Annotated in this window: 20 protein-coding genes; 9 read left to right on the top strand and 11 right to left on the bottom strand. The window is 72.4% G+C overall.

Annotation, left to right across the window (positions count from 1 at the left end; all coding sequences use genetic code 11):
• Window positions 1-497: 497 nt before the first annotated feature.
• Entirely contained in the window at window positions 498-2,069 is a 1,572-nt protein-coding gene (locus ACIHCM_RS26310; protein WP_399900493.1) for a M1 family metallopeptidase, read from the top strand.
• Between the two features lie 227 nt (window positions 2,070-2,296).
• Complete coding sequence (locus ACIHCM_RS26305) at window positions 2,297-4,288, top strand: N-acetylmuramoyl-L-alanine amidase (protein WP_399900490.1); 1,992 nt, start codon at window positions 2,297-2,299, stop codon at window positions 4,286-4,288.
• 36 nt (window positions 4,289-4,324) lie between these two features.
• Here the strand turns inward: ACIHCM_RS26305 and ACIHCM_RS26300 are convergent, their stop codons facing one another.
• Window positions 4,325-5,152, bottom strand: coding sequence for a tyrosinase family protein (locus ACIHCM_RS26300; RefSeq protein ID WP_399900487.1), 828 nt, complete (start codon window positions 5,150-5,152; stop codon window positions 4,325-4,327).
• A 32-nt stretch (window positions 5,153-5,184) separates the two neighbouring features.
• Complete coding sequence (locus ACIHCM_RS26295; protein ID WP_399900484.1) at window positions 5,185-5,604, bottom strand: tyrosinase cofactor; 420 nt, start codon at window positions 5,602-5,604, stop codon at window positions 5,185-5,187.
• A gap of 370 nt (window positions 5,605-5,974) precedes the next feature.
• Here ACIHCM_RS26295 and ACIHCM_RS26290 point away from each other — a divergent pair, with 370 nt between their 5' ends.
• A complete protein-coding gene (locus ACIHCM_RS26290) occupies window positions 5,975-7,177 on the top strand; it encodes an FAD-dependent monooxygenase (RefSeq protein ID WP_399900481.1) in 1,203 nt (400 codons plus the stop codon).
• Window positions 7,178-7,183: 6 nt separating this feature from the next.
• Here ACIHCM_RS26290 and ACIHCM_RS26285 read toward each other — a convergent pair whose 3' ends face one another.
• Window positions 7,184-8,908: a cholesterol oxidase substrate-binding domain-containing protein gene (locus ACIHCM_RS26285; RefSeq protein ID WP_399900478.1), complete on the bottom strand. Its 1,725-nt coding sequence runs from the start codon at window positions 8,906-8,908 to the stop codon at window positions 7,184-7,186.
• A gap of 137 nt (window positions 8,909-9,045) precedes the next feature.
• Here ACIHCM_RS26285 and ACIHCM_RS26280 point away from each other — a divergent pair, with 137 nt between their 5' ends.
• Complete coding sequence (locus tag ACIHCM_RS26280; protein ID WP_399900474.1) at window positions 9,046-10,029, top strand: aldo/keto reductase; 984 nt, start codon at window positions 9,046-9,048, stop codon at window positions 10,027-10,029.
• Window positions 10,030-10,165: 136 nt separating this feature from the next.
• Window positions 10,166-10,600 (top strand): DUF6328 family protein, encoded by a 435-nt coding sequence (locus ACIHCM_RS26275; RefSeq protein ID WP_399900840.1) that lies wholly within the window; start codon window positions 10,166-10,168, stop codon window positions 10,598-10,600.
• A 4-nt stretch (window positions 10,601-10,604) separates the two neighbouring features.
• Here the strand turns inward: ACIHCM_RS26275 and ACIHCM_RS26270 are convergent, their stop codons facing one another.
• From ACIHCM_RS26270 to ACIHCM_RS26235, 8 genes are all read right to left on the bottom strand, one after another.
• Complete coding sequence (locus ACIHCM_RS26270; RefSeq protein ID WP_399900472.1) at window positions 10,605-11,270, bottom strand: DUF2238 domain-containing protein; 666 nt, start codon at window positions 11,268-11,270, stop codon at window positions 10,605-10,607.
• A gap of 146 nt (window positions 11,271-11,416) precedes the next feature.
• Entirely contained in the window at window positions 11,417-11,842 is a 426-nt protein-coding gene (locus ACIHCM_RS26265; RefSeq protein ID WP_399900469.1) for an SsgA family sporulation/cell division regulator, read from the bottom strand.
• Between the two features lie 140 nt (window positions 11,843-11,982).
• Window positions 11,983-12,954 carry an LLM class F420-dependent oxidoreductase gene (locus ACIHCM_RS26260; RefSeq protein ID WP_399900466.1) on the bottom strand — a complete coding sequence of 324 codons (972 nt, stop codon included), beginning with the start codon at window positions 12,952-12,954 and terminating at the stop codon, window positions 11,983-11,985.
• Between the two features lie 68 nt (window positions 12,955-13,022).
• Window positions 13,023-14,639, bottom strand: coding sequence for a serine/threonine protein kinase (locus ACIHCM_RS26255; protein ID WP_399900463.1), 1,617 nt, complete (start codon window positions 14,637-14,639; stop codon window positions 13,023-13,025).
• Window positions 14,640-14,837: 198 nt separating this feature from the next.
• Window positions 14,838-15,869 carry a polyprenyl synthetase family protein gene (locus ACIHCM_RS26250; RefSeq protein WP_399900460.1) on the bottom strand — a complete coding sequence of 344 codons (1,032 nt, stop codon included), beginning with the start codon at window positions 15,867-15,869 and terminating at the stop codon, window positions 14,838-14,840.
• Complete coding sequence (locus ACIHCM_RS26245) at window positions 15,866-16,918, bottom strand: tetratricopeptide repeat protein (RefSeq protein ID WP_399900457.1); 1,053 nt, start codon at window positions 16,916-16,918, stop codon at window positions 15,866-15,868. Before ACIHCM_RS26245 ends, ACIHCM_RS26250 begins: the two co-directional genes overlap by 4 nt.
• Window positions 16,919-17,090: 172 nt before the next feature.
• Entirely contained in the window at window positions 17,091-17,768 is a 678-nt protein-coding gene (locus ACIHCM_RS26240; RefSeq protein ID WP_399900454.1) for an AIM24 family protein, read from the bottom strand.
• A 309-nt stretch (window positions 17,769-18,077) separates the two neighbouring features.
• Complete coding sequence (locus ACIHCM_RS26235; RefSeq protein ID WP_399900451.1) at window positions 18,078-19,412, bottom strand: CAP domain-containing protein; 1,335 nt, start codon at window positions 19,410-19,412, stop codon at window positions 18,078-18,080.
• Between the two features lie 283 nt (window positions 19,413-19,695).
• On the opposite strand from ACIHCM_RS26235, the gene ACIHCM_RS26230 reads away from it, so the two are divergent.
• Genes ACIHCM_RS26230 through ACIHCM_RS26215 form a run of 4 tightly spaced genes read left to right on the top strand, consistent with a single transcriptional unit; the run spans window position 19,696 to window position 26,431 of the window.
• Window positions 19,696-20,871 (top strand): ROK family protein, encoded by a 1,176-nt coding sequence (locus ACIHCM_RS26230; protein ID WP_399900448.1) that lies wholly within the window; start codon window positions 19,696-19,698, stop codon window positions 20,869-20,871.
• Window positions 20,872-20,923: 52 nt separating this feature from the next.
• The gene (locus ACIHCM_RS26225; protein ID WP_399900445.1) at window positions 20,924-22,768 is read left to right on the top strand and encodes an alpha-galactosidase D; all 1,845 of its coding nucleotides are present in this window, start codon (window positions 20,924-20,926) and stop codon (window positions 22,766-22,768) included.
• Window positions 22,769-22,826: 58 nt separating this feature from the next.
• Window positions 22,827-25,202 (top strand): glycosyl hydrolase family 95 catalytic domain-containing protein, encoded by a 2,376-nt coding sequence (locus ACIHCM_RS26220; protein WP_399900442.1) that lies wholly within the window; start codon window positions 22,827-22,829, stop codon window positions 25,200-25,202.
• Window positions 25,199-26,431: an SGNH/GDSL hydrolase family protein gene (locus ACIHCM_RS26215; protein WP_399900439.1), complete on the top strand. Its 1,233-nt coding sequence runs from the start codon at window positions 25,199-25,201 to the stop codon at window positions 26,429-26,431. The genes ACIHCM_RS26220 and ACIHCM_RS26215 overlap by 4 nt, the downstream gene beginning before the upstream one ends.
• Window positions 26,432-26,440: the final 9 nt, after the last annotated feature.

Here is a 26,440-nt window from a genome sequence, read left to right as displayed (position 1 = left end):
GGACGCTGTGCCTGACCTGCGGTGACGCCTTCTGGGGCCGTCATTGTTAAAAGGGGCGTGAGTAGGGGGCAACGAGGGTCACTACTACCCGGCTTCGTAGTGGCCGAAGGCCCTTGAACCGGGCGCGCGGGTGTGCACACCGGGCTCGCCGCACACACGGCGACGCCTGACGCTCCGTCAAGGTTTCGTGTGCGCCGGGAGGGTGGCGCGAAAAGGGCGGGCCGGTCTGATGAGGCCGTATCGTGCGCGCTGTTTGTCTGTTTCGGTCAGGCAAGTCCGTGTATATCGCCCGGGGTCCATGTACTACCGAGACCCGTTGGTGCGGGACGGCCGCGTGAGGGATGTCACTGTGCGCCGTTGCAACCTTTTCCGGATGCGCAGTAGCCCGCACGGATGGAAAGCGCGCGCATATAAGCAGATTTGCGGACATCCTGCTGGCATCATGCGCCCATGAAGATCACGACTGCCGGCCGCCGGGGCCCGCGAAGGTGGCGCCGGTGAAGGCGGCACCCACGGGCGCTCAGGAAGCACCGGCCGGGAAGCGGCCGCCCCGCCGCAGGGCGCTCGCCCTCGCCCTCGCCGGCGCCGTCGGTATCACCGGCGTCGCCGCGCTGACCGGCACGTTCCCCTTCGGCGACGAGCGGCGGGCCGCACACCGGCAGACTCCTGCCGCCGGCCCGTCCGGAATCCCCTCCGGCCCCGCCCCGGCCCCCGGCGCACCGGGCGCCGGCGATCCGCTCCTGCCCCTCGACGGCAATGGGGGCTACACGGTCCGCCGTTACACGCTCGGCTTCGACTGGCGCGCCCCGCGCACGCCCTTCGCCGCCCGGACCACCATCAGCGCCACCGCCACTCAGGCGCTGTCCCGCTTCGATCTCGACTTCGCGGGCAACACCCTGCACGCCGTGACCGTCGACGGCGCACCCGCGAGGACCGCACGCGACGGCGACGAACTCGTCGTGACGCCCGCGAAGCCGATCGCCAAGGGCCGCGCCTTCACCGTCCAGGTCGCCTACACCGCCGATCCGACCCAGCAACGGGAGCGCGGCGACGCAATCCAGACGTACGGCTGGGTGCCCACCCCGGACGGCACCGTGGTCTGCGCGCAGCCCAACGGCGCCAAGATGATCTTCCCGGTGAACGACCATCCGAGCCTGCGCGCTCCGGTGACCTTCCGCATCACCACCCCGCCGGGCCTCAGCGCGGTGGCGAACGGCCGGCTCGTCGAGCGCGTCCGGCGGCCCGACGGCCGGATCCGGTGGACGTACGACTCCGAGCATCCGGTCGCGGCCCAGCTGATCCAGCTGGCGATCGGGAAGTTCTCCTTCGTCGACAGCACCGGCCCGCGGGGGCTGCCCGTCCGGGACGTCGTCCCGGCAGGTCTCGTCGCGGACACCGAGGCCCCTCGCTCGCGCACCTCGGAGCATCTGCGGTGGCTGGAACGCCGTCTCGGCCCTTACCCGTTCCGCCGCTACGGCGTCCTGGTCGGCGACACCGATCTGCCGGTGGCGCTGGAGACGCAGTCGCTGTCCGTGGTGCCGAAGGGTGACCTCCTGGGCGACCAGGTGGACGCCGAACGTGATCTCGTGCACGAGCTGGCGCACCAGTGGACGGGCAACAGCGTCGCCATCCGGCGGTGGTCCGACCTGTGGCTGAGCGAGGGCCATGCCCGCTTCTACGAGCGGCTCTACTCCGAGGCGCACGGCGGCGTCGGTATCGAGGACGCGATGCGGGCGGCGTACGAGCAGCACGACCAGTGGCGGCACGACGACGGGGCGCCCGCCGAACCCACCGAGCCGACCCTGTTCAAGGTGATGCGGTACGACGGCTCGGCGCTGGTGCTCTACGCCCTGCGGGAGAAGGTCGGCGAGGAGACGTTCGACAAGATCGAGCGGTCCTGGGTGACGAAGTACCGGGGGCGGGTCGCCGGCACCCGTGACTTCGTCGCGCTGGCGTCCGAGGTGGCCGGCGAGGACCTGACGCCGTTTCTGACGCCGTGGCTGTACGGCGAACGGACCCCGCCCATGCCGGGCCATCCCGACTGGGAGGTGGACCCCGTCCAGGACTGAACCGGCATGCGGCGGGCCCCGGACCGTACTGCCCGGTAGCCGCGGACGGGGCCACCGCCACCCGGGCGGGCCTGCCGCCGCCGACCGGGTGGCCTGTGGCGGGCTGCTGGTCCAGCCCGGTGACGCTTGGCGCGACGTGGCGCTTCGGGCACGGAAGCGTACGAGGGGTGACGTGGAGAGCGACTCCGCCGTCGTGGTTGCGCCGAGCATCGCCGGAGGCCCTTGCAATGACAGATCCCGCCACCCCCCGTGTTCCCGACGCAGTACGCCGGCGCCGCCGACGGATCGTCTGTGTGACCGCGTCGGTGGCGCTCCAGGTCCCCCTGCTGGTCACGCTGCTGAGCGTGCCCCACTCCGACAGCGGCCCCCTGGCTGGGAACAGCGCGGCGAAGGAGCGGCGTCTGCAGGACGTCTTCACGGCCGCCGCCGCCGAGTACGGCGTGCCGCCCAGCGTGCTCATGGGCGTGTCGTACCAGCAGTCCCGGTGGGACTCCCACCGCGGCGCGCCGAGTGTCGCCGGCGGTTACGGGCCGATGCACCTGGTGGACAGGCCGCACGTCCAGGGCGCGCTGCCGGGCGCGGGCGGCCGCGCGCACGCGGGACCGCAGGCCGCGCCGGGCAAGCAGAACACCCCCAGCAGCCGCTCCGTGCAGCCCGCCGACCTGCAGCGCGCCGCCCGGCTCATCGGGGTCCCGGTGGAGCAGCTGCGGACGGACCCGGCCGCCAACGTGCGCGGCGGCGCGGCACTGCTGGCGGCGATGCAGCGCGAGCTCGGCAAGCCGCTCAGCGCCGACCCGTCCGACTGGTGGGAGGCGGTGGCACGCTTCCCGGGCATGGCCGACGCCGTGTCGGCGAACATGTTCGCGAGCGACGTCTTCGACGTCATCCGGCGCGGCGCGCGACGCACCACCGACGTGGGACAGCAGATCGTCCTCCCCGCGAGCCCCGGGGTGAAGGCCCGCCCGGCCGACCGGCTCCGGCCGAAGGACATCGAGTGCCCGCCGGAGCTGTCCTGCACCTGGGTCAGGGCGCCGCACGTCGAGATCGGTGACGGTGAGTACGGCAACTACGACCCGGCCGACCGGCCCAACGACCAGAAGGTCGAGTACATCGTCATCCACGACACCGAGGGCCCGCTGCCGGCGATGCTCAAGACGGTCAAGAACCCCTACGAGGTGTCATGGCACTACTCGGTCCGCTCCAGTGACGGGCACGTCGTCCAGCACGTCCGGACGAAGGACGCGGCCCGGCACTCCGGCAGCCAGTACATCAACGCCCGTTCGATCGGCATCGAGCACGAGGGGATCCTCGCCCAGCCCGACACCTGGTACACCGAGCAGATGTACCAGGCATCGGCGCGCCTGGTGCGCTACCTGGCCAAGAAGTACGACATCCCGCTCGACCGCCAGCACATCTTCGGCCACGACAACGTGCCGTCCCCGGTGGGCGTGACCATCCCCGACATGCACGACGACCCCGGCCCCTTCTGGGACTGGGAGCACTACTTCGACCTGCTCGGCGCGCCGCTGCGCGGCAGGGCGGGACGGGACAGCGACATCGTGGTCATGCTGCCCGACTACGAGACCCACAAGCCGCTGTTCACGGGCTGCAAGACCAGCGGAGTCCCGTGCGCGCCGCACGGCTCCAGCGCGGTGCGGCTGCACACCGAGCCCCGCGACGACGCCCCGCTGATCCAGGACCCAGGCCGCCGCCCGGGCGGTGACCCCTCGACGGAAGACGTCAACGACCTGGGATCACGGGTCTCCGCGGGCCAGGTCTTCGCGGTCGCCGGACGGCGCGGCGACTGGACGGCGATCTGGTACCAGGGCAACCGCGCCTGGTTCAAGAACCCCAGGACACGCCCGACGGCGATCGGGACGACCGGCCGGATGGTGACCCCCAAGGAGGGACTGAGCGAGATCCCGGTCTACGGGCGTGCCTACCCGGAGCCGGACGCCTATCCGGAGGACGTGGCGGCGCAGGACGAGGCACCGCTCCCGTACGGCCTCCTGGCGGGCCAGCGCTATGTGACCCAGGACCGCGTCACCGGTACCTATGTCGACAAGTCGGGCTCCGGCAGCGCCTTCCGGGTGGTGCAGGGCGACGAGGAGTTCTACGAGATCCAGTTCGGCCACCGGCTCGCCTACGTCCGGGTGAGCGACGTGGACGTGGTGAACGGGTCCGCCGCGGCGGGGGCGCCGTCCGGGTCGCGCAAGTGACCCGTACCGGCCTCGGCGCCGCCCGCCCGTAGGGCGCTAGGCGTCCGTGTCGAACGTGTAGTGGGCGGTGTGGTCCAGCAGATCCGCCGGGGTCACGTCGTTCCACGGCTTCATCGGCTCGTTCAGGTCGACCACGTTCGGCGTCCCGGCCGCCGGCAGGTAGCCGGAGTCCGGGTGCCGGCGCTGCCACTCGGCCCACAGCTTGTCGACGAAGGCGTGGTGCAGCCAGAACACCGGGTCGTTGGGGGAGGCGCCGGTGGCCATCTGACCGCCCACCCAGACGTGCACCCTGTTGTGCAGATTGACACCGCGCCAGCCCTCCAGGTGGTTGCGGAAGCCGTCCGAGGCGCTGTTCCACGGCGCCATGTCGTACGTCGCCATGGCGAGCACCGAGTCGACCTCGGCCCGGGTCGGCAGCTCACGGACCCCGCCACCCAGCGACCGGCGCAGGAACGTCCGCCCGTCCACCCGCACGTTGATCGGCCAGTTGCCGCCCGCCTCGGAGAACGGCCCGTCCTGCACCCGCCCGTCCCGGGCCCGCCCACTGCCGCCGAGGAAGTCCGGGCCCCACAACGAGGACCGCACCGTGCGGTCGGCGGTCCAGTCCCAGTACGGCAGCGTCACCGACGCGTCCACCGACTGCAACGCGCGCTCGAATTCGAGCAGGTATCTGCGGTGCCAGGGCAGGAAGGACGGCGAACGGTGCCCGGTGCGTTCGCCGTTGTCGGTGTCGCCGAGGATGAAGGCGTTGTGGGTCGTGACGAACTCGTCGTAGCGGCCGGAGCGCTTGAGCTCGATGAGCGCGGCGACGAAACGCCGCTTCTCGTCGGCGGACAGGGCGGCCTGGTTCTTGCGGACGGTCATGTGCCGAGGACTCCAGATGTGGTGCGGGAAGGTCAGTTGGCGGGGAACGGCACGAGCCGGGCGCCCTGCAGCTCGTCGACCGCGGCACGCGCGGCGGCCCGCGGGTTCGGCACCGGGTCGTAGTGGCTGACCACGCTGATCCAGGTGCCGTCGGCGTTCTGCATCACATGCAGTTCCGCGCCGTCGACGAACACGGCGTAGCCGCCGCCGTGATGCTGGTGACCGCCCCCGGCGACCGCGTGGCCCTGTATCCGGCGGCCCTTGTAGACCTCGTCGAAGGAGGCGGGGGCGTGGTGGCCGTGCTCGTGCCCGGCCGCTCCCGGCGGGCCGGGCGTGGCGGGGGTGGCGCTGGCGTCGGCCGCCGCGCCGGAGGCGAGGACCGCGGCGGAGCCGGCGGTGGCGGCGAGGGTGGCCGCGGCGGTGAGCGCGCGGCGACGGCTGAGTTCCGGCATACGGACCTCCAGGGTGCGGTGGATGCTGCTTTCGGCAGGTCGTTCGATTGACGACCCCGCATGCCTACCGGCCCGGCCGAGAGCGGGAGAAATCGCCCGCACCCGGGTGGCCTGGATCCGGACAAGTACCCACATCTCATGCAAGGTTGAATCAAGGCGATCTTGCCGACACGACAGCCCGGACAGCCCGGAAGGGGGAATTCCTTCCCCTGGCCGCGATCTTCGCGGCGATCCTTCGCCGGTCGCCGCACCATGCGTGGCCTGGCTCACTCCGCAAAGATGACGCGATTTCAGGAGGGCGGCCGCAGCCGAACCCGCCTGCTACCCTGCGTCGCGAAATGATCGCTTTGGGTAATTCCTAGGGGTGTGCGTGAAGGTCGCCTGCGTCGGTGGCGGGCCCGCCGGCCTGTATCTCTCGATCCTGCTCAAGCGGCAGGACCCGTCCCATGACATCACCGTCCACGAACGCGACCCGGAGGGCTCGACCTACGGCTGGGGCGTCACGTACTGGCGCGGACTGCTCGACACCCTGCACGAGCACGACCCCGAGTCGGCCCGCGCCCTTCAGGGGCACTCTGTCCGCTGGGACGAAGGCGTCGCGCACGTCCGGGACCTCAGCACGCGGCACCGTGGCGACCAGGGCTTCGGCATCGGCCGCCACCGGCTCCTGGAGATCCTCGCCGACCGGGCCCGCGCCCTGGGCGTCCGTGTCGAGCACGAGCGCGAGATCGCCCCGGACCAGCTGCCGGACGCCGACCTGGTCGTGGCCGCCGACGGAGTCCGCAGCGCCCTGCGCACCCGGCACGCCGGCCACTTCGGCACGGAGGTCACGGCGGGCCGCAACTCCTACATCTGGCTCGGCACCACCAAGGTCTTCGACTCCTTCACCTTCGCCTTCGTCGAGACCGGGCACGGCTGGATCTGGTGCTACGGCTACCCCTTCGACGCCGGGCGCAGCACCTGCGTCGTCGAGTGCGCTCCCGAGACCCTCACCGGACTCGGTCTCGACCGCGCGGGCGAGGCCGACGGACTGACCCTGCTGGAGAAGCTCTTCGCCACCGTCCTCGACGGCCACCGGCTGATCGGCCGCTCCGACGCCCGGGGCAGCGCCCAGTGGCTGAACTTCCGCACCCTCACCAACCGCGCCTGGTACCGCGACAACCTCGTCCTCGTCGGCGACGCCGCCCACACCACGCACTACTCCATCGGCGCCGGCACCACCCTCGCCCTCCAGGACGCCGTCGCGCTGGCGACCGCCCTGCGGGAGCAGCCCACCCTCCCGCAGGCCCTCGCCCGCTACGAGCAGGAACGCAAGGCGGCTCTGCTGCCCACGCAGAGCGCCGCCCGCTACAGCGCCCAGTGGTACGAGAACCTGCCGCGCTACATCCACCTCCCGCCCGAGCGCATGTTCGCCCTGCTGGGTCAGCGCCACTCGCCCCTGCTGCCCTACGTCCCCCCGCAGTTGTACTACCGGCTCGACCGCGCGGCCGGGCAACTGGAGGCGCTGCGCCGGTTCAAGCGCTGGCTGGGCCCGAAGCTCGCCCGCACGGCACACGGCCGCACGCTGCGGTAGCCCGGCTCAGCCCAGCATCCGCCGCACCAGCTCGCTGCTGAACACGTGGTGCGGGTCGAGCCGGTCCAGCACGCCGGCCGCCCGCCCCCACACGCCCTCCCCGAACGAGGCGGGCACCGTCGCGCCGATGACCTCCTCGTCCCGCCACGCGTCAGTGTCCGTGTACGCCCAGCCCTTGGACCACTCGACCCGGGCGAGCGCGTACCCGCCGCCGGGTCGGCCGTCGTGGCTGCCGAGCAGGAACCGCTCCAGTTCGCGCAGGAACGCCTCCGCGTGCGGCGTCCCCGGCAGGGTCAGCACGTCCAGCCACACCGCCGAGTCCCACTCGGGACGGTCCTCCACTGGCCGCACCGCGGAGAGCAACGGGGCGTGCGCTCCCGCGAGTCCGGCGTCGGCCGGATCGTCGAGGCCGGTCACCCGGATCTCCACCGAGCCGTTGACCGGGAACCGGCCCCGGGCGGCGTACGCCGCCAGCCGCTCCCGGTAGAAGGCGGTGAACTCGCTGATCACCCGCTGCACCTGCGCCCGCGAGGTGAGCACCGCGTAGCCGTTCGCGTGCACCCGCAGCGTGGTCGGGCGCAGATACAGCAGCGTGTTCTTCGACGGTCCCCAGATGTCCCCGGACAGCGTCGTCAGCAGCCCGAGCGCCGCCACGTCGTACTGAAGATTCCCGAGCACCGGCGCCAGCGACCAGGCACCCGCCGCCACGATCCGCCCCACCAGATCCGCCACCGGTTGCGGAACGCTGTCGGAGAACGGGTAGTTGTACGGTCCCGTCACACGCCGGGAGGCCGGCGGCCGGTCCGGCGACACACTCCACACCTTCAGCCACGGGAACTCCGTGAAGGCGAACCAGATCGCCTCCGCCCGCCCGGACGCGTCGAGGAAGCTCTCGAAGGTCCGGCCGCCCGAGCCGGGCGCCGCGAACAGCTCAGCCGCCGGGATGTCGACGCGGCTGACGCACCGCAGACGGGTGTTCGCCCCCACCCGCAGCACCACCTCCGTGACCAGCGCCCGCCCCCGATGCGTGAGCAGCGCCGCGCAGTCCGCCTCGTCACGCCGGAAGGTGCGCAGTACGTAGGCGTCGCTCGCCTCGTCCCACACCACGGCGGTGAGCGAGAGCACCAGATTGCTCAGCGAGCCGTACGTGTGGCCCGGCAACCGCCGCTCGCCCCGGGCCGGCACTGCCGTGCCGTGCCCGTCGACGGCCAGGGCACCGCCCAGAGTCAGGTCGCCGACAGCGGGCACGGCGGTGAGACCGAGGTCGTGCCGCTCCAGATACGTCAGCAGCGCCTCCATGGTCACACCGGTGCCGGCGCGCACGGCCGATCCGCCGTCGAGGGCGAGACCCGTGAGGTGCCGTGCGGTGTCGACGAGGAGGACGGGGGCGCCAGGGCGTGTCCCTTCCGCAATCGTCAGCGGGGACCAGCCGTGCGAGGAGCCCCGGGCGCGGACCGTCCAGCCCTCCCGACGGGCCCAGTTGACCACCGCCACCACCTGCTGCGGCCCCTCCGGGGCGCAGGCCCACAGGCCTTCGGCGGTGATCTCGCCGGTCCAGTTCCGGTACGCCGTCCTGTACAGGGCGACATCGGCGGGGAAGCCCGGCAGCTCCCGTGCGGCGGCAGCCGGATCGGGCGCCGACACGGCCGGTACCGCGGACAGCGCGGCCGCGGTGCGCAGGAAGCCACGGCGGGTCCAGAAGGAGGATCCTTCGGTCGAACCATCGGTCACGCGTTCACGCTAGGGCGCTTCGGGCGCGAGACTTTCGCCTGCCGTGATCCATCACCCGTGTGAGTGAGGAACGCACAGGTGGCGGGCCGTGGCCACCGCTGCCGCGCACGCCGGTGACAGGTGACAGACTGACGCGCATGGAAGAGCGTGAATTCGGCAGGTCGGGTCAGCACGCGTCGGTGGTCGGTCTCGGCACCTGGCAACTGGGCGCCGACTGGGGAGACGTCGACGACAAGGAAGCCCTCACGGTCCTGGAGGCGGCGGCCGAGTCGGGGGTGACGTTCTTCGACACCGCCGATGTCTACGGCGACGGGCGCAGCGAGGAGACCATCGCCACGTTCCTGAGCAGCCGGCCGGACCTCCATGTGCTGGTCGCCACCAAGATGGGCCGCCGGGTCGAGCAGATCCCCGAGAACTACGTCCTGGACAACTTCCGCGCCTGGAACGACCGGTCCCGCCGCAACCTCGGCGTCGACCGAGTCGACCTGGTGCAGCTGCACTGCCCGCCCACCCCCGTCTACTCCTCCGGCGAGGTCTTCGACGCCCTCGACACCCTGGTCGAGGAGGAGCGCGTCGCCGCGTACGGAGTGAGCGTGGAGACCTGCGCCGAGGCGCTCACCGCGATCGCCCGGCCGAACGTGGCGAGCGTGCAGATCATTCTGAACCCGTTCCGGATGAAGCCGCTGCGTGAGGTGCTGCCCGCCGCCCGGGCGGCCGGCGTAGGCGTCATCGCCCGGGTGCCGCTGGCCTCCGGCCTGCTGTCCGGCAAGTACACCAAGGACACCGTCTTCCCGGAGAACGACCACCGCACCTACAACCGGCACGGCGAGGCCTTCGACCAGGGCGAGACGTTCTCCGGCGTCGACTGGACGACCGGCGTCGAGGCCGCCGCCGAGTTCGCCGCACTCGCCCCCGAGGGATACAGCCCGGCCCAGCTGGCCCTGCGCTGGATCGTCCAGCAGCCCGGCGTCACCACCGTGATCCCCGGCGCCCGCTCCGCCGCGCAGGCCCGCGCCAACGCGGCCGCCGCGACGCTGCCGGACCTGCCCGGCAGCACCCTCGACGCGATTCAGCACCTCTACACCACGCGGATCAAGGACCAGGTCGAAGCTCGCTGGTAGCAGAGCCGTTCACGGGGAACCCGGTGGGGAAGAGATTTTCGGACTTTCTCAACCAGGAGGAACCGTGACGACCGCGGAAGGCAGCGTGCAGCGCCCCAGAGGACGCGACGAGACCGAGGATGAGCGGGCCGACCGCATGTGGGGCGACCTCATCCAAGAGGTCCGCGTCGCGCAGATGGGCGTGCAGATCCTGTTCGGCTTCCTGCTGACCGTCGTCTTCACCCCGACCTTCGCGGACCTGTCGGCCATGGACCGCAGGATCTACATCGTGACCGTGGTGGTCGGCGCCGCGGCGACCGGCGCGCTGATAGGCCCGGTGTCGCTGCATCGCCTGGTGTCCGGCCGCCGGGTGAAGCCGCAGGCGGTGACCTGGGCCTCCCGGCTGACCTTCGTCGGCCTGATCCTGCTGCTCGTCACCATGGTCTGCGCGCTGCTGCTGATACTCCGCGTGGCGACCCACGACCCCTATGTCCCGTGGATCGTGGCGGGAGTCGTCGTCTGGTATGTGCTGTGCTGGTTCGTACTGCCGCTGTGGACACGACGCCGCCACACGAGCAACACCAGCCACTGACACGTCATCGACGGGTCAGTGTGCCCAGCTGCCGGTCATGGAACCGGCTGAGCAGGAGCAGCGAGGCGGTGGCACCGGCCAGGGCGCAGAACATGTCCCACTGCGTGTCCCACACGTCGCCCTGGGTGGCCAGGAACGCGTCCGCCGCCTCGCCTCCGATCACGGCCGCCGCCCACTCCAGCATCTCGAAGACCGCGCTGAAGGCGAGGCACGCGCACACGGTCAGCGGCGCCAGCCAGCGGCTGCCGCGCAGCGGTGAGGTGCGCAGGAGCAACTCCCGCACCAGGATGGCCGGTACGAAGCCCTGCATCAGGTGCCCGAACCGGTCGTAGGGATTGCGGTCCAGGCCGAAGGTGTCACGCGCCCAGTCGCCGAGGGGGACCTGCGCGTAGGTGTAGTGGCCGCCCAGCACCAGGACCAGCGCGTGCGCGGCCAGCAGGCAGCACAGCAGGCCGGTCATCGGGAACCGCCGCCAGGTCAGGAAGAGCACCGGCAGTCCGACGATCACCCACACCGTCTCCAGGAACCAGGTCGCCCGGTCGTACGGCTCCCAGGCGGACACCGCCAGGGCCGCGACCACCAGCCCGGCGAGCAGCAGGGGCAGGCGCCGGCCGGAGCGGGCGGCGGACAGCGGGGTGATCCGGCGTGGTTCGGGACTGACAGCGGACATGGGCGCTCTCCTCTTCGTGGGAGCCCCATCGTGTCGGCGGCGTGCGGCACGGGCATGAGTACGGCTACTCAACTCCCGCCGCGCGCACCGGGTATCCGTACGGCCGCGCGACGCGCGCCGCACAGCCCGGACATCGGCACGGCCGCTCAGCCGTCGGCGATGACCTCGGCCAGGAAGTCGTCCACCTCGATCTGCTCCTGCCCGGGTGCGACGATCTCGTGGGTCTGGCGCAGGAACGACTCGACCGCCGCGGCCCAGGCGAACACCACCGCGTGATGGCGTTCGCCGTCCGACCGGGCGTCTCCGAGGAACTCCATGCGCAACTCCTCCCACACCCCGGTCGACACCGGGCGGAATCGCACGTCACCGATGCCGACGGGCCGCCGCAGCCCGTCGAGGAGCATCTCGCGGTCCAGCCGCCACCGGGCCAGCACATGTCCGTCGTGGCTGAACACCGCCGTGACGGCGAAAGGGTCGCCGGCGTCGTAGCTCAGGTGGGCGAGCACGGGGAAGCGGTCCGTGGCACCCGCCTGGAGCTGCATGACCAGGCTCTTGTGCACATTGGGGTTCACCAGAGGGCCTCCGGGGAGAACGGTCGTAGAGACCTCTAGTACCCCCGTCGTCCACGTGATGCTCAGTCCTGAGGGTGATTCTCCGGTGCACCCCCCGCAACGCCGGGAGTCCTCCGGGAGCCGGACCGTGAAAGGCCCGTTCAGCCGAGGGCGTCGCGCAGCGCCGGCAGCAGGGTCTTCGCCGACCAGTCCAGGTACTCCGGCTGCGAGTCGCCGCCGATCTGCACCAGCGCGATCTCCGTGAACCCGGCCTCGGCGTACGGGCGCACCGCCGCCACGAAGTCCTCCGGCTCGGCGCCGCACGGAATCGACGCGGCCACGTCGTCCGGTGTGACGAACTGGGTGGCCGACTCGAAGGAGTCCGGATGCGGCAGCTCGGCGTTGACCTTCCAGCCGCTGCCGAACCAGCGGAACTGCGCGTGCGCCCGCTTCAGCGCCGCGTCCCGGTCGGTGTCGTAGCAGATCGGCAGCTGGCCCACGCGCGGCTTGCCGGCTCCGCTGTGCCGGTCGAAGGCCTCCAGCAGGCCGGGCTGCGGCTCGGTGGCGATGACCAGGTCGGCGAGCCGCCCCGCCAGCGCGCAGGACTGTTCCCCGGAGACGGCGATGCCGATCTGCGGCGGCTGTTCGGGCAGGTCCCACAGCCGGGCCGACTCCACGTCGAAGTGCGTGCCGTGGTGGTTGACATGGCCGCCCTCGAAGAGCGCCCGGATGATCTCGACCGCCTCCTCCAGCATCTCGTGCCGGACGTCGGCGGACGGCCAGCCGCCGCCCACCACATGCTCGTTGAGGTTCTCGCCGGACCCGAGCCCCAGCCGGAAGCGGCCCTGGGACAGCAGCTGCATGGTCGCCGCCTTCTGTGCCACCACCGCCGGGTGGTAGCGGAACGTCGGGCAGGTCACGTAGGTCATCAGCGGGATCCGGTCCGTCGCCTGCGCGGCCGCGCCCAGCACACTCCACGCGTACGGTGAGTGACCCTGCGAGCGCAGCCACGGAAAGTAGTGGTCCGAGGTCACGGAGAAGTCGAAGCCCGCTTCCTCGGCCCGCACCACGTGGTCCACGAGATCACGGGGGCCGGCCTGTTCGGTCATCATCGTGTATCCGATTTGCACCATGGGGTGCGAGTTTCCGAGCCGGGCGGGTGGAAACGGCACAAAGCTGCACGGACCAGGGGCGGTGGCACTCAGGCCCCGGCCGGCCGGAAGGTGCGGAAGAAGGCGTCCAGGGCCTGCCGGTTGCCCGCGTCGTCCCAGTCCCCGGCCGGGGTGGTCCAGCGCAGTGAGTAGCCGCGGCCCCCGCCGATGAGGAACCCGCGGCCCAGTGTGCGCACCCGGGTCCCGTCGACGTCGGCGAGCCACTCCATCTCGGCCGCGGCCTGTCCCTGGTAGGTCGTCGCGCGGATCTCCCCGAGCCGCCGGTAGTCCTCGGCGGTCTGCTTCAGCCCGGGTTCGACGTCGTCGCGCCAGACGGCGACCGGATCCGGACCCACGCGCGAGCTGTACGTCACCGCGAGCGAACGCGGGTCGCCGGGCGCGCCGATCACCACGCGGTACGCCAGGTCGGAAGCGCGCGTCGTGCTCAACGGCTTCCAGCCCTGGGGAAGGGCGACGGAGAAGCCCTCGGGGGAACGGTAGGTGCGAAAGCCCGGCGGCAGGGCGGGGGCCGAGGGCGACGGAGGTGTGCCCGTGGGCGGCTCGGCCGGGGTGCTCGGGGCCGGAGCCGTCGGCGTCGGGGCCGGAGTGGACGGGCGGTCCGGCTCCGGTGCGCCGGCGGAGACCGTCGGGCGCGGCTCGCCGCCCGACGCGGACGTGTCCGAGTCCGGCAGCTCACGTGTCACCGCGAGCACGGCGACCGCTACCGTGACGACGGCCAGCGCCGTCCCGGCGATCAGGGTCCGTCTGCTCCACCCCGGGTCGGTGACGTGCAGGGCGGTGGTGTAGGCACGGCGCAGCCGGGGGACCGGCGCGGGAGGCAGCGCCGCGTCGGTGTCCTCCTTGACGACCCGGGTGAGCGCCTGGCGCACCACGGGCCGGGTGAGGCGCTCCCGGCCGTCCTTGCGCAGCAGCCCCTGCACGACCTGGGTGAGCGGCCCGGCGCGCAGTGGTGTACGCAGCGGAAGGCGGTCCACGCTCTTCAGCGTGGCCTCGGGCCGGTCCCGCTCCCGGAACGGCGGGCGTCCCTCGACCATGGTGTAGAGGATCGCCCCCAGCGCCCACAGGTCGGCGGCGGGGCCGATCCGCTCGTCGCGGGCCTGCTCCGGTGAGGCGTACGACAGTGCCGTCAGCCGGGGGGCCAGTGTCGCGCCGGCCAGCCCGAAGCCCGCCACGACGACCGGGCCCTCCTCGCGGACGAGGAGCTGGCCGGGGCTCAACTCGCCGTGGGTGATGCCCTCGCCGTGCGCCGCCTCCAGCACGTCGAGCAGCTCCAGCCCGATCCGTGCCGCCCGCACGTAGTTCAACGAGCCGTGCTCGGCGAGCAGTTCCCCGAGCGGCGTGCCTCCCAGCCACTCGGTGACCGTCCACAGCGCACCCTCCTGCGCGACCGCGTCGACGACGCCGGCGACCTGACCGGGGCGCAGCCGTGCCATCGTCTCCGACGTGCGCATGATGCGGCCGACGATCCGGCGCGCGGCGTCCCCGTCGGGCTCGCCCGGGAGTCCGACGTGGGTCAGCAGGCACGGGCGTCCGGCCTCGACGTCCTCCCCGTACCAGCAGACGCGGTTCGATTCCCGATGGACGGTCTCCAGGAGCCGGTACCTCCCGGCGACCAAGTGGTGTGCGGAGACGTACGCCTTGCTCATGGTCATCCCTCTGAACGCCGGGGTCTCACCTTTCCCAGAGGTACGCGGGGCGCCACGGAGTGTGTTCAACGCCCGGGGCCCCGATTCGGGCAAGGCGGCATCTTTGACGATTCGTCAGTGTGCTGTGCCGTGCCGTGCCGTGTCCCGCCTCGCCCGGCACGGATCCCCGGCATCCGTCATGGGGTCCCGGGGCAGCCGTCAGAGGTCGCGCCGCACCAGGAAGCCCAGCAGCGACCGCAGTTCGGCGCCTGCCCGCGGGACGAGCGGGACGGCGGCGAGGGCGGCCTCCCCGGCGTCGAGGTGGCGGCGTGCCTCGGCCAGCGCGGCCGTACGCCCGCCCGCGACCGCGATCAGCCCCGCCGCCTCGGCCGGGTCGGCGGCGGACTCCAGGAGCGCGGCGAGCCGCCGGGCCGCCGGGCCGGGGGAGTCCAGCGCGGACAGGACCGGGAGGGTCTTCTTCCGCTCCCGCAGGTCGGCGAGTACCGGCTTGCCGGTCACGGTGGGGTCGCCCCAGATGCCGAGGACGTCGTCGACGACCTGGAAGGCGACGCCGAGATGCCGGCCGGCGCGGTCCAGGGCGGTGACCGTGGCCGGGGGAGCGCCGCCGAGCAGGGCGCCCAGGGCCAGCGCGGCGCCCAGCAGCGAACCCGTCTTGTGCTCGGCCATCGCCCGGTACTCCGCGGGCCGCACCCGATCGGGGCCGCTCCAGGGCCGCTCGGCGAACAGCAGGTCGTCGGCCTGCCCGCGCACCAGGTCGCCCAGTGCCGTGGACAGCAGCCGTACGGCGTCCGGTCCGGCACCGGCCAGGGTGCCGACGGCCAGCGCGAACAGCGCGTCGCCCGCGAGGACCGCCGGACCCGTGCCGTAGGCCTTCCACACGGCGGGACGGCGGCGCCGGGTGGTGTCGCCGTCCATGATGTCGTCGTGCAGGAGCGAGAAGGCGTGCACCAACTCCACCGCGACCGCCGCCGGCACGCCGCTCCTGCCGGGTGCCCCGGCCGCCTCCGCGCCGAGCACCGCCAGCGCCTGCCGGACCCCCTTGCCGCCCGGCGCTACGGCCGGTCCACCGCCGACCTCGCACCAGCCGAAGGAGTACGCCGCCATCTCACCCGTCCAGGGGTGCATCCGCCCGACCGCCTCCCGCAGGGCGGGCCGCACCAGCTCCTGGCACCGGCGCAGGACTTCGGGAGCGGACACCGGGGCACGGACGGCGGAGTCGAGCGCCGTCATCGTGCGACCTCCAGGGCCCGCTCCGCGTCGAGGCCGAACTCCCTCTGCGCCCGCGCCACCATCTCCCGCGCGTGCCGCAGTCCGATGCGGTCCAACTCGGTGGCCAGGGAGGCCAGTTCCCGGGCGGTCTCTTCGCGGTCGCGGCCCAGCCGGGCGAGCGACTTGGCCAGGCCGAGCCGGGCGAGTGCCTCACCGCGCGGTTCGCTCATGCCGCGGAACTCCGCCAGCGCCTGCTCGTAGAGGTCGCGGGCCTCGGCGTACCGTCCGGCACGGTAGAGGACGTTGCCGCGCATCTTGTGGTTGTAGGCCAGCGCGCTCGTCAGATTCATCGCCCGGCACGTCGACTCCGCCTCGCTCAGCAGGGCGAGTGCCCGCTCGGTGTCGCCGTCCCGCACGGAGACGACGTCGGCGAGCCCGCGCAGCGCCCAGGCGTGGCCGCGCCGGTCGTCGGCGCCCGCCGCGATCCCGGCCGCCTCCTCGAACAGCGCGTGGGCCCGGTCGTAGGACCCGGTGTTGCGGTGCATCTGGGCGATGCCCTCCAGCGCCCAGACCGTGTGCCGCGCCTCGCCGCGCCGGCGGGCCTCGGCCAGCAGCTGCTCGTGCAGCCTGCCCACGGCCTCGTAGTCCCCCTGGATGCGACCGGTCTCGGCGAGGCCCGCCAGCGAGTAGCCGCGGACCACGATGTCGCCGCCGTGCTCGCCGAGTTCGGCCGCGAGCCCCAGCAGCCGGCGGGCCAGGGCGAACGCGCCGCGCTGCCGGGCCAGCGTGCCGCCGCTCCACATCGCCCACGCCATCGCGGCCGTGTCCCCGGCGTCCCGCGCGGCGCGGTAACTCGCCTTCCAGGCCTGCTCCGCCTCGCGCACCTGGCCGAGGCGCCGGTGCGCCTCGGCGACCGCGAGCCCGCAGCGGGCCACCTCGCCGGGTTCCCCGGCCCGCTCGGCGGCCTTCAACTGCTGGAGTCCGGTTGCCAGCACGTCGACCAGCGAGGAGTTCACGGACAGGGTGGTGAGGGCGCCCTGGTACTCGGGAGCGACTGCCTTGCCGTACATATATGCCCTTCGTGTATACACGGTGCGTATACGTAGGGTGTATAGCACCCGGAAAAACCGCCCTGGCCCCGCAGGCCAGGGCGTCACTGTTGTCGATCAAGACGTCGGTGGAGTCCGGGGGGTTGCTCGTGCGGCACAGATCACTTCGGGACCGCCGGGTGGTGTGCTCCGTTCAGTGCTGCTGGGGCTTGTGCGGCGTCGCCTCGCTGGGCCGCACGACGACGTACCCCTCACCCTGCAGCATCAGCTGGACAGCCTCCCCCGAACCGCCTCGCAGCATCGAGCCGATGGACTGCGAACGGTGCAGGGAGGTCTGGAGGCCGGCGGTCCAGCCGACGACCGCGTCCGTGTCGACGTACACCGGATACTGCGCCGAGACGGGGATGACCAGCGGGTTGCCGTCACACACCAGGCCCAGCCGGCCCTGCCCGCTGAAGACGCTGTTGAACAGCCCGCCGCCGGTGACGCCCGCGCCCTTCACCGTGGCGATCCGGTACGACAACGTGGCGTCGAAACACAGGACGTTGCGGCCGTTGACCGTGAACTCGTCGCCAGGTTCGACATCGACGACGAAGCAGTTCTGCGCCTCGTGCGCGAACCAGGCCTCGCCCTGGCCCCGGACCGCCATCAGGGGCAGCCCCTCACCGGTGACGGCACGCTTGAGCATGCCTCCCACGCCCTGGCCTTTGCGCTCGAAGGCGAGGTTGCCGCGGTAGGCGATCATCGCGCCCTGACGGGCCAGCATCTCGCCGTTGACGGCGTACCTGATGCACTTGGCGTTCTCGACGGTCATGCCCGGTGCCTGCGCGGGCTGGACCATGTGCTCACTGGAAAAGAGGTCACCCTTCATGCGGGCATCCTGTCCGGTGTATGCCGATCTGCCAACATCGCCCGCGGAACTGGGGGCGTGGGGTCCCCTTAGCCGAGTGGGCCTGCCTTCGCCGGCGTCTGCCGGGCCCCCGGCGGACGGCAGCCGCTCGGGGCCGGGTCGCCCGGGGGCTCGCGGCTGCTGGTCCTCCGTGCCGCCTGCCGCTGGGCGGCAGTTGGTCGTCCAGGTTGCTCGATCGCCGCCGGGGGCTTCCGTGTTGGGTCCGGGCCGGGGCGTCGATCGTCCACGGCGAGGGGCGAAGAGGGCCCGCGGCCGGCTCGCCGTCGTCGCTCAGCCCCCGAACAGCTGGGTCCAGTACGTCCCCGCCCGGCCGCCCCCGGCGAAGCCGATGCCGATGTGGGTGAAGTCCGGCTTGAGGATGTTGGCCCGATGGCCGGGGCTGTTCATCCACCCGGTCACCACCTCGGCGGGGGAACGCTGGCCGCAGGCGATGTTCTCGCCGATCGAGCGGCGGGTGCAGCCCGCGGCGGCGGCCCGGTCCCAGGGCCGGCTGCCGTCCGGCGCGGTGTGGGAGTAGAAGTCACGGGCCGCCATGTCGTCGCTGTGCGCCTGCGCCGCCCTGGTCAGTGCCGGGTCGGGGGCAAGGGGCGGCAGACCGGCGCGGGCGCGTTCGTGGTTGGTGAGGTCGATGACCTCGGCCGCCGTGCGGGTGAGGGCGGCCGGGGTCAGGGGTGTGGCCCACAGGGCCGTCCAGAAGGTGTCCCCGGAGCGGCCGTCGGCGGCGTGGGCGATTCCGGCGTGGGTGAAGACGGGGTTGGCGAGCGTGCGGCGCGGGCCGTCCGTGCCGAGGCAGTGGTCGACGAACTCGGAGACCGTGCGGGGGCCGGAGACCAGGTGCTCGCCGACGGTGAGGTACAGGAACCCGGCAGCGGTCACGCGCTGGTGTACGGCGACACCGTCCCCGCCCTCCACACCGAGCCGTCCCGCGGCGGCCATGGCCGAGGCGTGTTGCTGTGCGGCCGCGGTCAGACGGGCGTCGAGCGAGACAGGCGGGGAACCGGCGCGGGCACGGGCGGAGTTGACCAGGGGGAGGAAGCCGAGCGGATCAGGGGCTGCGGGCGGGCGGGGAGGGGTGGCAGGGTGCCCGGCGTTCACCGTCCCGGCCACGACAGGCGAAGGCGTGTCGTCGTCCAGCACGTCCACACCGAAGTCGCGCGCCAGGCCGGCCAGCCCGTCGGCATACCCCTGTCCGAGGGCGCGCGCCTTCCATCCGGCGCCCCGCCGGTACAACTCGGCGAGCAGCAGGACCGTCTCCCGCTCCGGGCGCGGGGGAGTGAACCAAGCGACGTGGCGGCCGTGCGGATCGGTGACGAACAGCGTGGGGGCGGGAAGCCGGCCGAGCGGCACGGCGGGGTCGGCGGGGCTGACGACGACGGTGACGCGCGTCGCCCCGGGGCGCAGCCGCGAGGGGTCCACCGTCAGCGCGTCGCCCCGCAGGACGGCGCCCGGCGCGGCCGGCTGGTTGTAGAACACGAAGTCGCCGTCGCCCCGCACCTTGCCGCCGTCGTCGGTGATCAGCGCGGACAGGTCGAAGGGGCCGGGAACCCGCACGGTCAGGGCGCCGCCCGGGAGCGGCACATTGCCTCCGGGGGTCAACTCGCTCATGCTGCCGCCCTGCTGGTGTCCGTCGTGGTCAGGGGTGCGGGGGTATCGCTTCGGACAACGCGCACCGGCGACCGCGGGTTCCCGCCGCCGGAACCGCCGGAACCGCCGGTGCGGTCGGTGCAAGGTCGCCGGCCTCCTCGCACCCCGGCACTAAGCCTGCGATCGACGGACAACACCCCCCGTACTTCCTGCAAATGAAAGCCTGATTGCGAGTCAGGTCAACCTTCTGTTGATTCCTGCTTCTTTCATTGACAGTGGAAAATAAGGCGCCTAGGTTCCCGCCATGCCCTCGACCTCCCCAGCCGAGGTGTTCCCGGTCTCCACGCCGGCCGCCTCGCAGATCTTCACCACTGTCCTGTCCCACGGCCCGCTCACCCGCTCCGGGATGGCCGAGCGGACCGGGCTGTCCGCCGCCGCGGTGACCAAGGCGGTCCGGCCGCTCATCGAGGCCGGTTATCTGGTGGAGGACGTGGACGACGAGACCCGCCGCGCGCTCGGGCGTCCCGCGAACCCGGTGCGGGTCGACGGCGGGCGGGCGCTGTTCATCGGGGTCAAGGTGACCGGGGACGAGCTCATCGGCGTCCTCACCGACCTGTGCTGCCGCATCCGCGTCGCCCGGCACGTCCCCCTGCCCGACCGTGACGCCAAAGCGGTGCTGGCGCAGATCGCGGAACTGGTGCGGGAGTTGCTCACCGAGGCCGACGGCTTCGGCGTACGGGTGCGGGGTCTCGGTCTCGCGGTCTCCGGTGACGTCGACCGCGCGGCGGGAGCCGTGCGCTACTCGCCCTTCCTGGAGTGGCGCGACGTACCGCTCGCCGAACTCGCCGCCATGACCACCGGGTTGCCGGTCACCGTCGACAACGACGTAAGGGCCCTGACCGTCGCCGAGCAGTGGTTCGGCGCCGGGGTGGGTCTGTCGGACTTCGCGGTGGTCACGGTCGGCGCGGGCATCGGCTGCGGCCTCGTCGTGCACGGGCGGGTCGTCGCCGGGGCGCACGGTGTGGCCGGCGAGATCGGGCACGTGGCAGTCGACCCGGCCGGCCCGCTGTGCCACTGCGGCAACCGGGGCTGTGTGGAGGCCGTCGCCGGCGAGGAGGCGATCGTCGCCGGGGTCAGGGAGGCGACCGGCGTCCAGGTCGCCGACGCCGCCGAGGCTCTCGCCCTCGCGCACGGGGGTGATGCCGGGGCGCGTGCGGTGTACGCCCGCGCGGGAGAGGCGATCGGCCGGGGCATCGCCACGGTGGCCAACCTCCTCGGACCCGAACTGGTGACCATCTCCGGTGAGGGACTGGCCGCCTACGACCTGTTCGCCGAGCAGATCCGCGACGCCTTCGCGGCGGCCGCCTTCGGCTCGGCCGCCGAGTGCGCCGTACGGACCCGGCCGCTGCCCTTCGAGGAATGGGCGCGCGGCGCCGCCGCGACCGCGATCCAGAGCTTCATCACCACGGACCAGAGCTAGCCCGACCAGCCCGACCCACCCGCAGCTGTACCGAGCCCAGGAGGTACGACCCATGCGGTCCCCCTCGTACTCCTTCCTGCCCGCACGAGGCCTGAGAGCCGCTGTCGTCCTCGCCCTCACGGCGGGCCTCGCGACGGCCGTCCCGGCGGCGCAGGCCCAGGCCCCGTCCGGCGCCGCCGCCGGCGGTGCGGACCGGGCCCCGGCCGGCACCGCCGCCCCGGCCCTCGCCGCCAAGCCCTACATGGGCTGGTCGAGTTGGAGCATGCAGTCGTCGAAGTACCCGGGCCTCAACCCGGACGGCGACTACAGCTACCTCACCGAGGCGAACGTGCTGAAGCAGACCGACGCCATGGCCACCAAGCTCAAGCGGTACGGCTACGAGTACGTCAACATCGACGCCGGCTGGTGGCGTGACAAGGCGTGGAAGCCCTGGTTCGACGAGTACGGCCGGCAGAAGGCCGACCCGGACCGCTTCCCCCGGGGCATGAAGGCCGTTGCCGACCACATCCACGCCAAGGGACTCAAGGCGGGGATCTACCTGCCGGTCGGCCTGGAGAAGGAGGCGTACGGCGAGGGCAAGGTGCCGATCTGGAACGCCGAGGGCTGCACCACCGCCGACATCGTCCACGACGACCTGCGCACCACCAACGGGTGGGACAGCGCCTACAAGATCGACTTCGCCGACCCCTGCGCGCAGAAGTACATCGACTCCCAGGCACGGCTCTTCGCCGACTGGGGCTACGACTTCCTCAAGCTCGACGGTGTCGGCCCCGGCTCCTTCAAGAGCGGCGACAACTACAACAACGTGGCCGACGTCGCGGCCTGGCAGAAGGCCATCGCGGCCGCCGGGCGGCCGATCCACCTCGAACTGTCCTGGTCCCTGGACATCGGGCACGTGGCGGACTGGAAGAAGTACTCCAACGGCTGGCGGATCGACACCGACGTCGAGTGCTACTGCAACACCCTCGCCACCTGGGAGAACTCCGTCGTCGACCGCTGGGACGACACCCCTGCCTGGACCCGGCACGCGGGCCCGGGCGGCTGGAACGACCTCGACGCGCTGCTCGTAGGCAACGGCGAGATGGACGGCCTGACGAAGGCCGAGCGGCAGAGCCAGGCCACCCTGTGGGCCATCGCCAAGTCCCCGCTGTTCAGCGGCGACGACCTGACCCGGCTCGACTCCTACGGCCTGTCCCTGCTGACCAACCGCGAGGTCATCGCCCTCAACCAGGCCGCGACGCCGCCCGCGAAGCCGGTCACACCGTCCGACCCGCAGCAGGTGTGGGCGGCGAAGAACCCGGACGGCACCTACACCGTCGCCCTGTTCAACCTCGGGGACGCGCCGGCCGCCGTCACCGCCGACTGGGGCATGCTCGGCTTCACCGGCAAGGCCGGCGTCCGCGACCTGTGGAACCACGAGAACCTGGGCTCGTACCGGGGCGGCATCACCGAGGCCCTGCCCGCCCACGGCTCCCGGCTGTTCACCGTCACCCCGCGCGGCACCGCGGTCACCACGACCGGCTACGAGGCCGAGTCCCCGGCGAACACCCTGAGCGGCCACGCCTCCGTCGCCGACTGCTCCGCCTGCTCCGGCGAGCGCAAGGTCGGCAACCTCTACCTCGGCGGCAAGCTCACCTTCAACGACGTGGTCGTCGCCAAGGCCGGCACCTACCAGGTCAAGGTCGCGTACGTCAGCGGTGACCCGCGCGCCCTCGACGTCTCCGCCAACGGAGGCGGCGCGACCCGCCACAAGTTCGCCTCCACCGGCGACTGGGGGACCGCCGCCACCGTCAGCGTGCCCGTGAAGCTGAAGGCGGGCGCCAACACGATCACGCTCGACAGCGGTTCCGGCTACGCGCCGGACGTCGACCGGATCGACGTACCGAAGACGCTCTGAACCCCGGGGGACCCGGCGCCGGCCGGGTCCCTCTCCGCCTCGCACCCGGAGCCGCCGTATGTCCGAACGCGCGTCCGAACCCAGCAGAAGAACGCTGCTCTCCGCCGCCACGACGGCCGGCCTCGCCGCCGCGCTCGCCGGTCTGCCCGCCTTCACCGCCTCCGCCGCACCCCGGCGCCCCGCAGCCGACGCCCCGCTCCCCGCCGGCACCGCACGCGACACCCTGTGGTGGCGGGCCCCGGGTGACGCCCACTCGATGATCGAACAGGGCCTGCCCGTCGGCAACGGCCGTCTCGGAGCCCTCGCGAGCAACGAACCCGGCCGCGAAACGCTGCTCCTCACCGACGCCACGATGTGGACCGGTGGCCTCAACGACACGCCCGACGCCGACGGGCAGTTCCCCTACGGCCGCGCCGACTTCGGTTCCTTCACCCTGCTCGCCCGGCTCACCGTGGACATCCCCGCCCACGACCTGTCCGCCGTCCACGGCTACCGCCGCACCCTCGACCTGGCCCAGGGCGTCGTCACCTCCTCGTACGTCCGCTCCAAAGTCACCTACCGGCGGCAGGTCTTCGCCAGCCGGCCCGACGACGTGATCGTCCTGCACTTCACCCAGAGCGGCGGCGGCAGTTACACCGGCACCCTCACCCTGGTGGGCACCCACGGCGAGGAGCCGCGAGCGGAGTCGTTCGGGGCGTCCCTGCCGAACGGGCTGCGCTACGGAGCCGCAGTCACGGCCCGTGGCGACGGTGGCCGCGTCGCCGTGAACGGTTCCCGGATCGACTTCACAGGGTGCAAGGAGCTCACGGTGGTGGTCAGCGGCGGCACCAACTACGCGCCCGACGCCGCCGCCCACTACCGCGACCCGGCACTCGACCCCGAGCGGCTGGCCCGCAGGAAGGTGCGCGACGCCGCGGCCCACCCGGCCGGCACCCTGCTGCGCACCCATGTCGCCGACTACCGTGAGCTGTACGGCAGGCTGGACCTCTCCCTCGGCGAGTCGAGCGCCGAGCAGCGCGCGCTGGACACCTGGGAGCGGCTGAAGGCACGCGCCCGCGACGACATCCCCGACCCCGAACTGGAGGCGGCGTACCTCCAGTACGGCCGCTATCTGATGATCTCCGGCTCCCGCGACAGCCTCCCCCTGAATCTCCAGGGACTGTGGCTGGACGGCAACGACCCGGACTGGATGGGCGACTACCACACCGACATCAACGTCCAGATGAACTACTGGATGGCCGACCGCACCGGACTGTCCCCCTGCTTCGACGCGTTCACCGACTACTGTCTCGCCCAGCTCCCGTCCTGGACCGAGCTCACGCAAAAGCACTTCAACGACCCGCGCAACCGCTACCGCAACTCCAGCGGGAGGATCGCCGGCTGGACGGTGGCCTTCTCCACCAACCCGTACGGCGGCAACGGCTGGTGGTGGCACCCCACGGGCAACGCCTGGCTCTGCAACAGCCTGTTCGAGCACTACGAGTACACCCAGTCCGGCCGCCACCTGGCGAAGATCTACCCACTGCTCAAGGGCGCCTGCGAGTTCTGGGAGACGCGGCTGCTGACCACCACCGCGCCGGGCACCTCCCGGGAAGTGCTGATCGCGGACAGCGACTGGTCGCCCGAGCACGGCCCGCAGGACGCCAAGGGCAACACCTACTCCCAGGAGATGGTCTGGGCCCTCTTCGGCAACTTCTGCGAGGCGTCCGCCCGGCTGGGCAAGGACACCGGCTACGCCGCCACGATCGCCGGCCTGCGCAAGAAGCTGTACCTGCCCGAGGTCAGCCCGAAGACGGGCTGGCTGCAGGAGTGGATGTCGCCGGACAACCTGGGCGAGACGACCCACAGGCACCTTTCCGGGCTGGTCGGGCTGTTCCCGGGCGACCGGATCCGCCCCGACGGCTCCACCCCGCAGGACATCGTCGACGGCGCCACCGCGCAGCTCACCGCGCGCGGCATGGAGAGCTTCGGCTGGGCCAACGCCTGGCGCGCGCTGTGCTGGGCCCGTTTGAAGAACGCCGAGAAGGCCTACCAGCTCATTGTGAACAATCTGCGCCCGTCCACCGGCGGCGCCAACGGCACCGCCTTCAACCTGTTCGACATCTACGAGGCCGAACAGGGCCGCGGCATCTTCCAGATCGACGCGAACTTCGGCACCCCCGCCGCGCTGAGCGAGATGCTGCTGTACTCCCGCCCCGGCCACCTGGAACTCCTCCCGGCCCTCCCCGAGGCCTGGGCCGCGGCGGGTCACGTCACGGGCGTCGCCGCCCGCGGCGGCTTCGTCGTGGACCTGAACTGGCGGGACGGCAGGCCGACCTCCGTCCGGCTCCGGAGCGTCGGTGGCCGGACCACGGCCGTGGCGTACGGGCGAGCCTCCCGGACGGTCACGCTGAAGCCGGGTGAGTCCGTCACACTGAAGGACCTGACCCGGTGAGCGGCCCTTCGGTACGGCTGGGGCGCCTCATCGGCGTCCTGCTGGTGGCATCGGTACCGCAGCTCCCGGCGGCGGCGCAGGCCGCGCCGGCCAGGCACGACGTCGTCACCTGGGGCGCGAGCGCCGACCTCGTGGGGGCGGCCGTCGCCGACCGCAGCTACCGGCTGGTCGTCCGCACCAGCGTCGGGGGCGACCAGCTGCGGATCCGGCTCTCCAACGCCTTCGGGGACCGGCCGGTGACCTTCGGCAGCGTCCACGCCGGCGTCCAGCGGGCGGGCGCCGCGCTGGTACCCGGCAGCAACCGCCGGCTCACCTTCGGCGGCGCGCGGTCCGTCACCGTCCCCGCGGGCGCCACCGCGCTCAGCGACCCGCTGCCCGGCAGGGCCGCCGCCGGCCTGAACCTCGTGGTCAGCCTGTACACCCCCGACGCGGCGGGCCCCGCGACCGGCCACGGCATGGCCATGCAGACGTCGTACGCCGCGCGGGGCGACCACACCGCCGAGGAGGGCGCCGCCCCCTGGACCGACACCGTCGGCTCCTGGTTCTACCTCGACGCCGTCACCGTCCGCACCAGCGCCACGACCGGCGCGGTGGCCGCCCTCGGCGACTCCATCACCGACGGCTGGCAGTCCAGCACCGACCTGAACCGCCGCTGGCCCGACTACCTCGCCCGCAGGCTCCGGGCGGCTGCCGGGACGGTGCGGGGCGTGGCCAACGAGGGGATCTCGGGCAACAAGGTCCTGGCCGACGGTGCCGGACAGAGCGCCCTCAACCGGCTGGAGCGGGACGTGCTGTCCCACCCGGGTGTCCGCACGGTCTTCGTGTTCGAGGGCGTCAACGACATCAAGGCCCACACCGGAGTCACGGCCGCGGACCTGATCGCCGGCTACCGGAGGCTCACCGAGCGGGCGCACGCGGCGGGCAAGTGCGTCGTCGGCGCCACCGTGGGGCCGTTCAAGGGCTGGGCGGAATGGGATCCGGCCGCCGAGGCCGTGCGCCAGGAGGTCAACGCGTTCATCAGGAACAGCGGCACGTTCGACGCCGTCGCCGACTTCGACCGCGTCCTGCGCAACCCCTACGACCCCGAGCGGATCATGCCGTTCTTCGACAACGGTGACCATCTGCACCCCAACGACAAGGGGATGCAGGCGCTCGCCGACTCCGTCGGCCTCCAGAGCCTGGAGTGCGCCGCCGGACCCCGCGCGGGGGCTCCGGCGGCCGCGAGATGATCCGGAGGC

The organism is Streptomyces sp. NPDC052023, assembly GCF_044548465.1.
GTDB lineage: Bacteria > Actinomycetota > Actinomycetes > Streptomycetales > Streptomycetaceae > Streptomyces.
The sequence above is the reverse complement of the archived record's forward strand: the minus strand, read 5'-3'. Positions and strand labels throughout refer to the sequence as shown.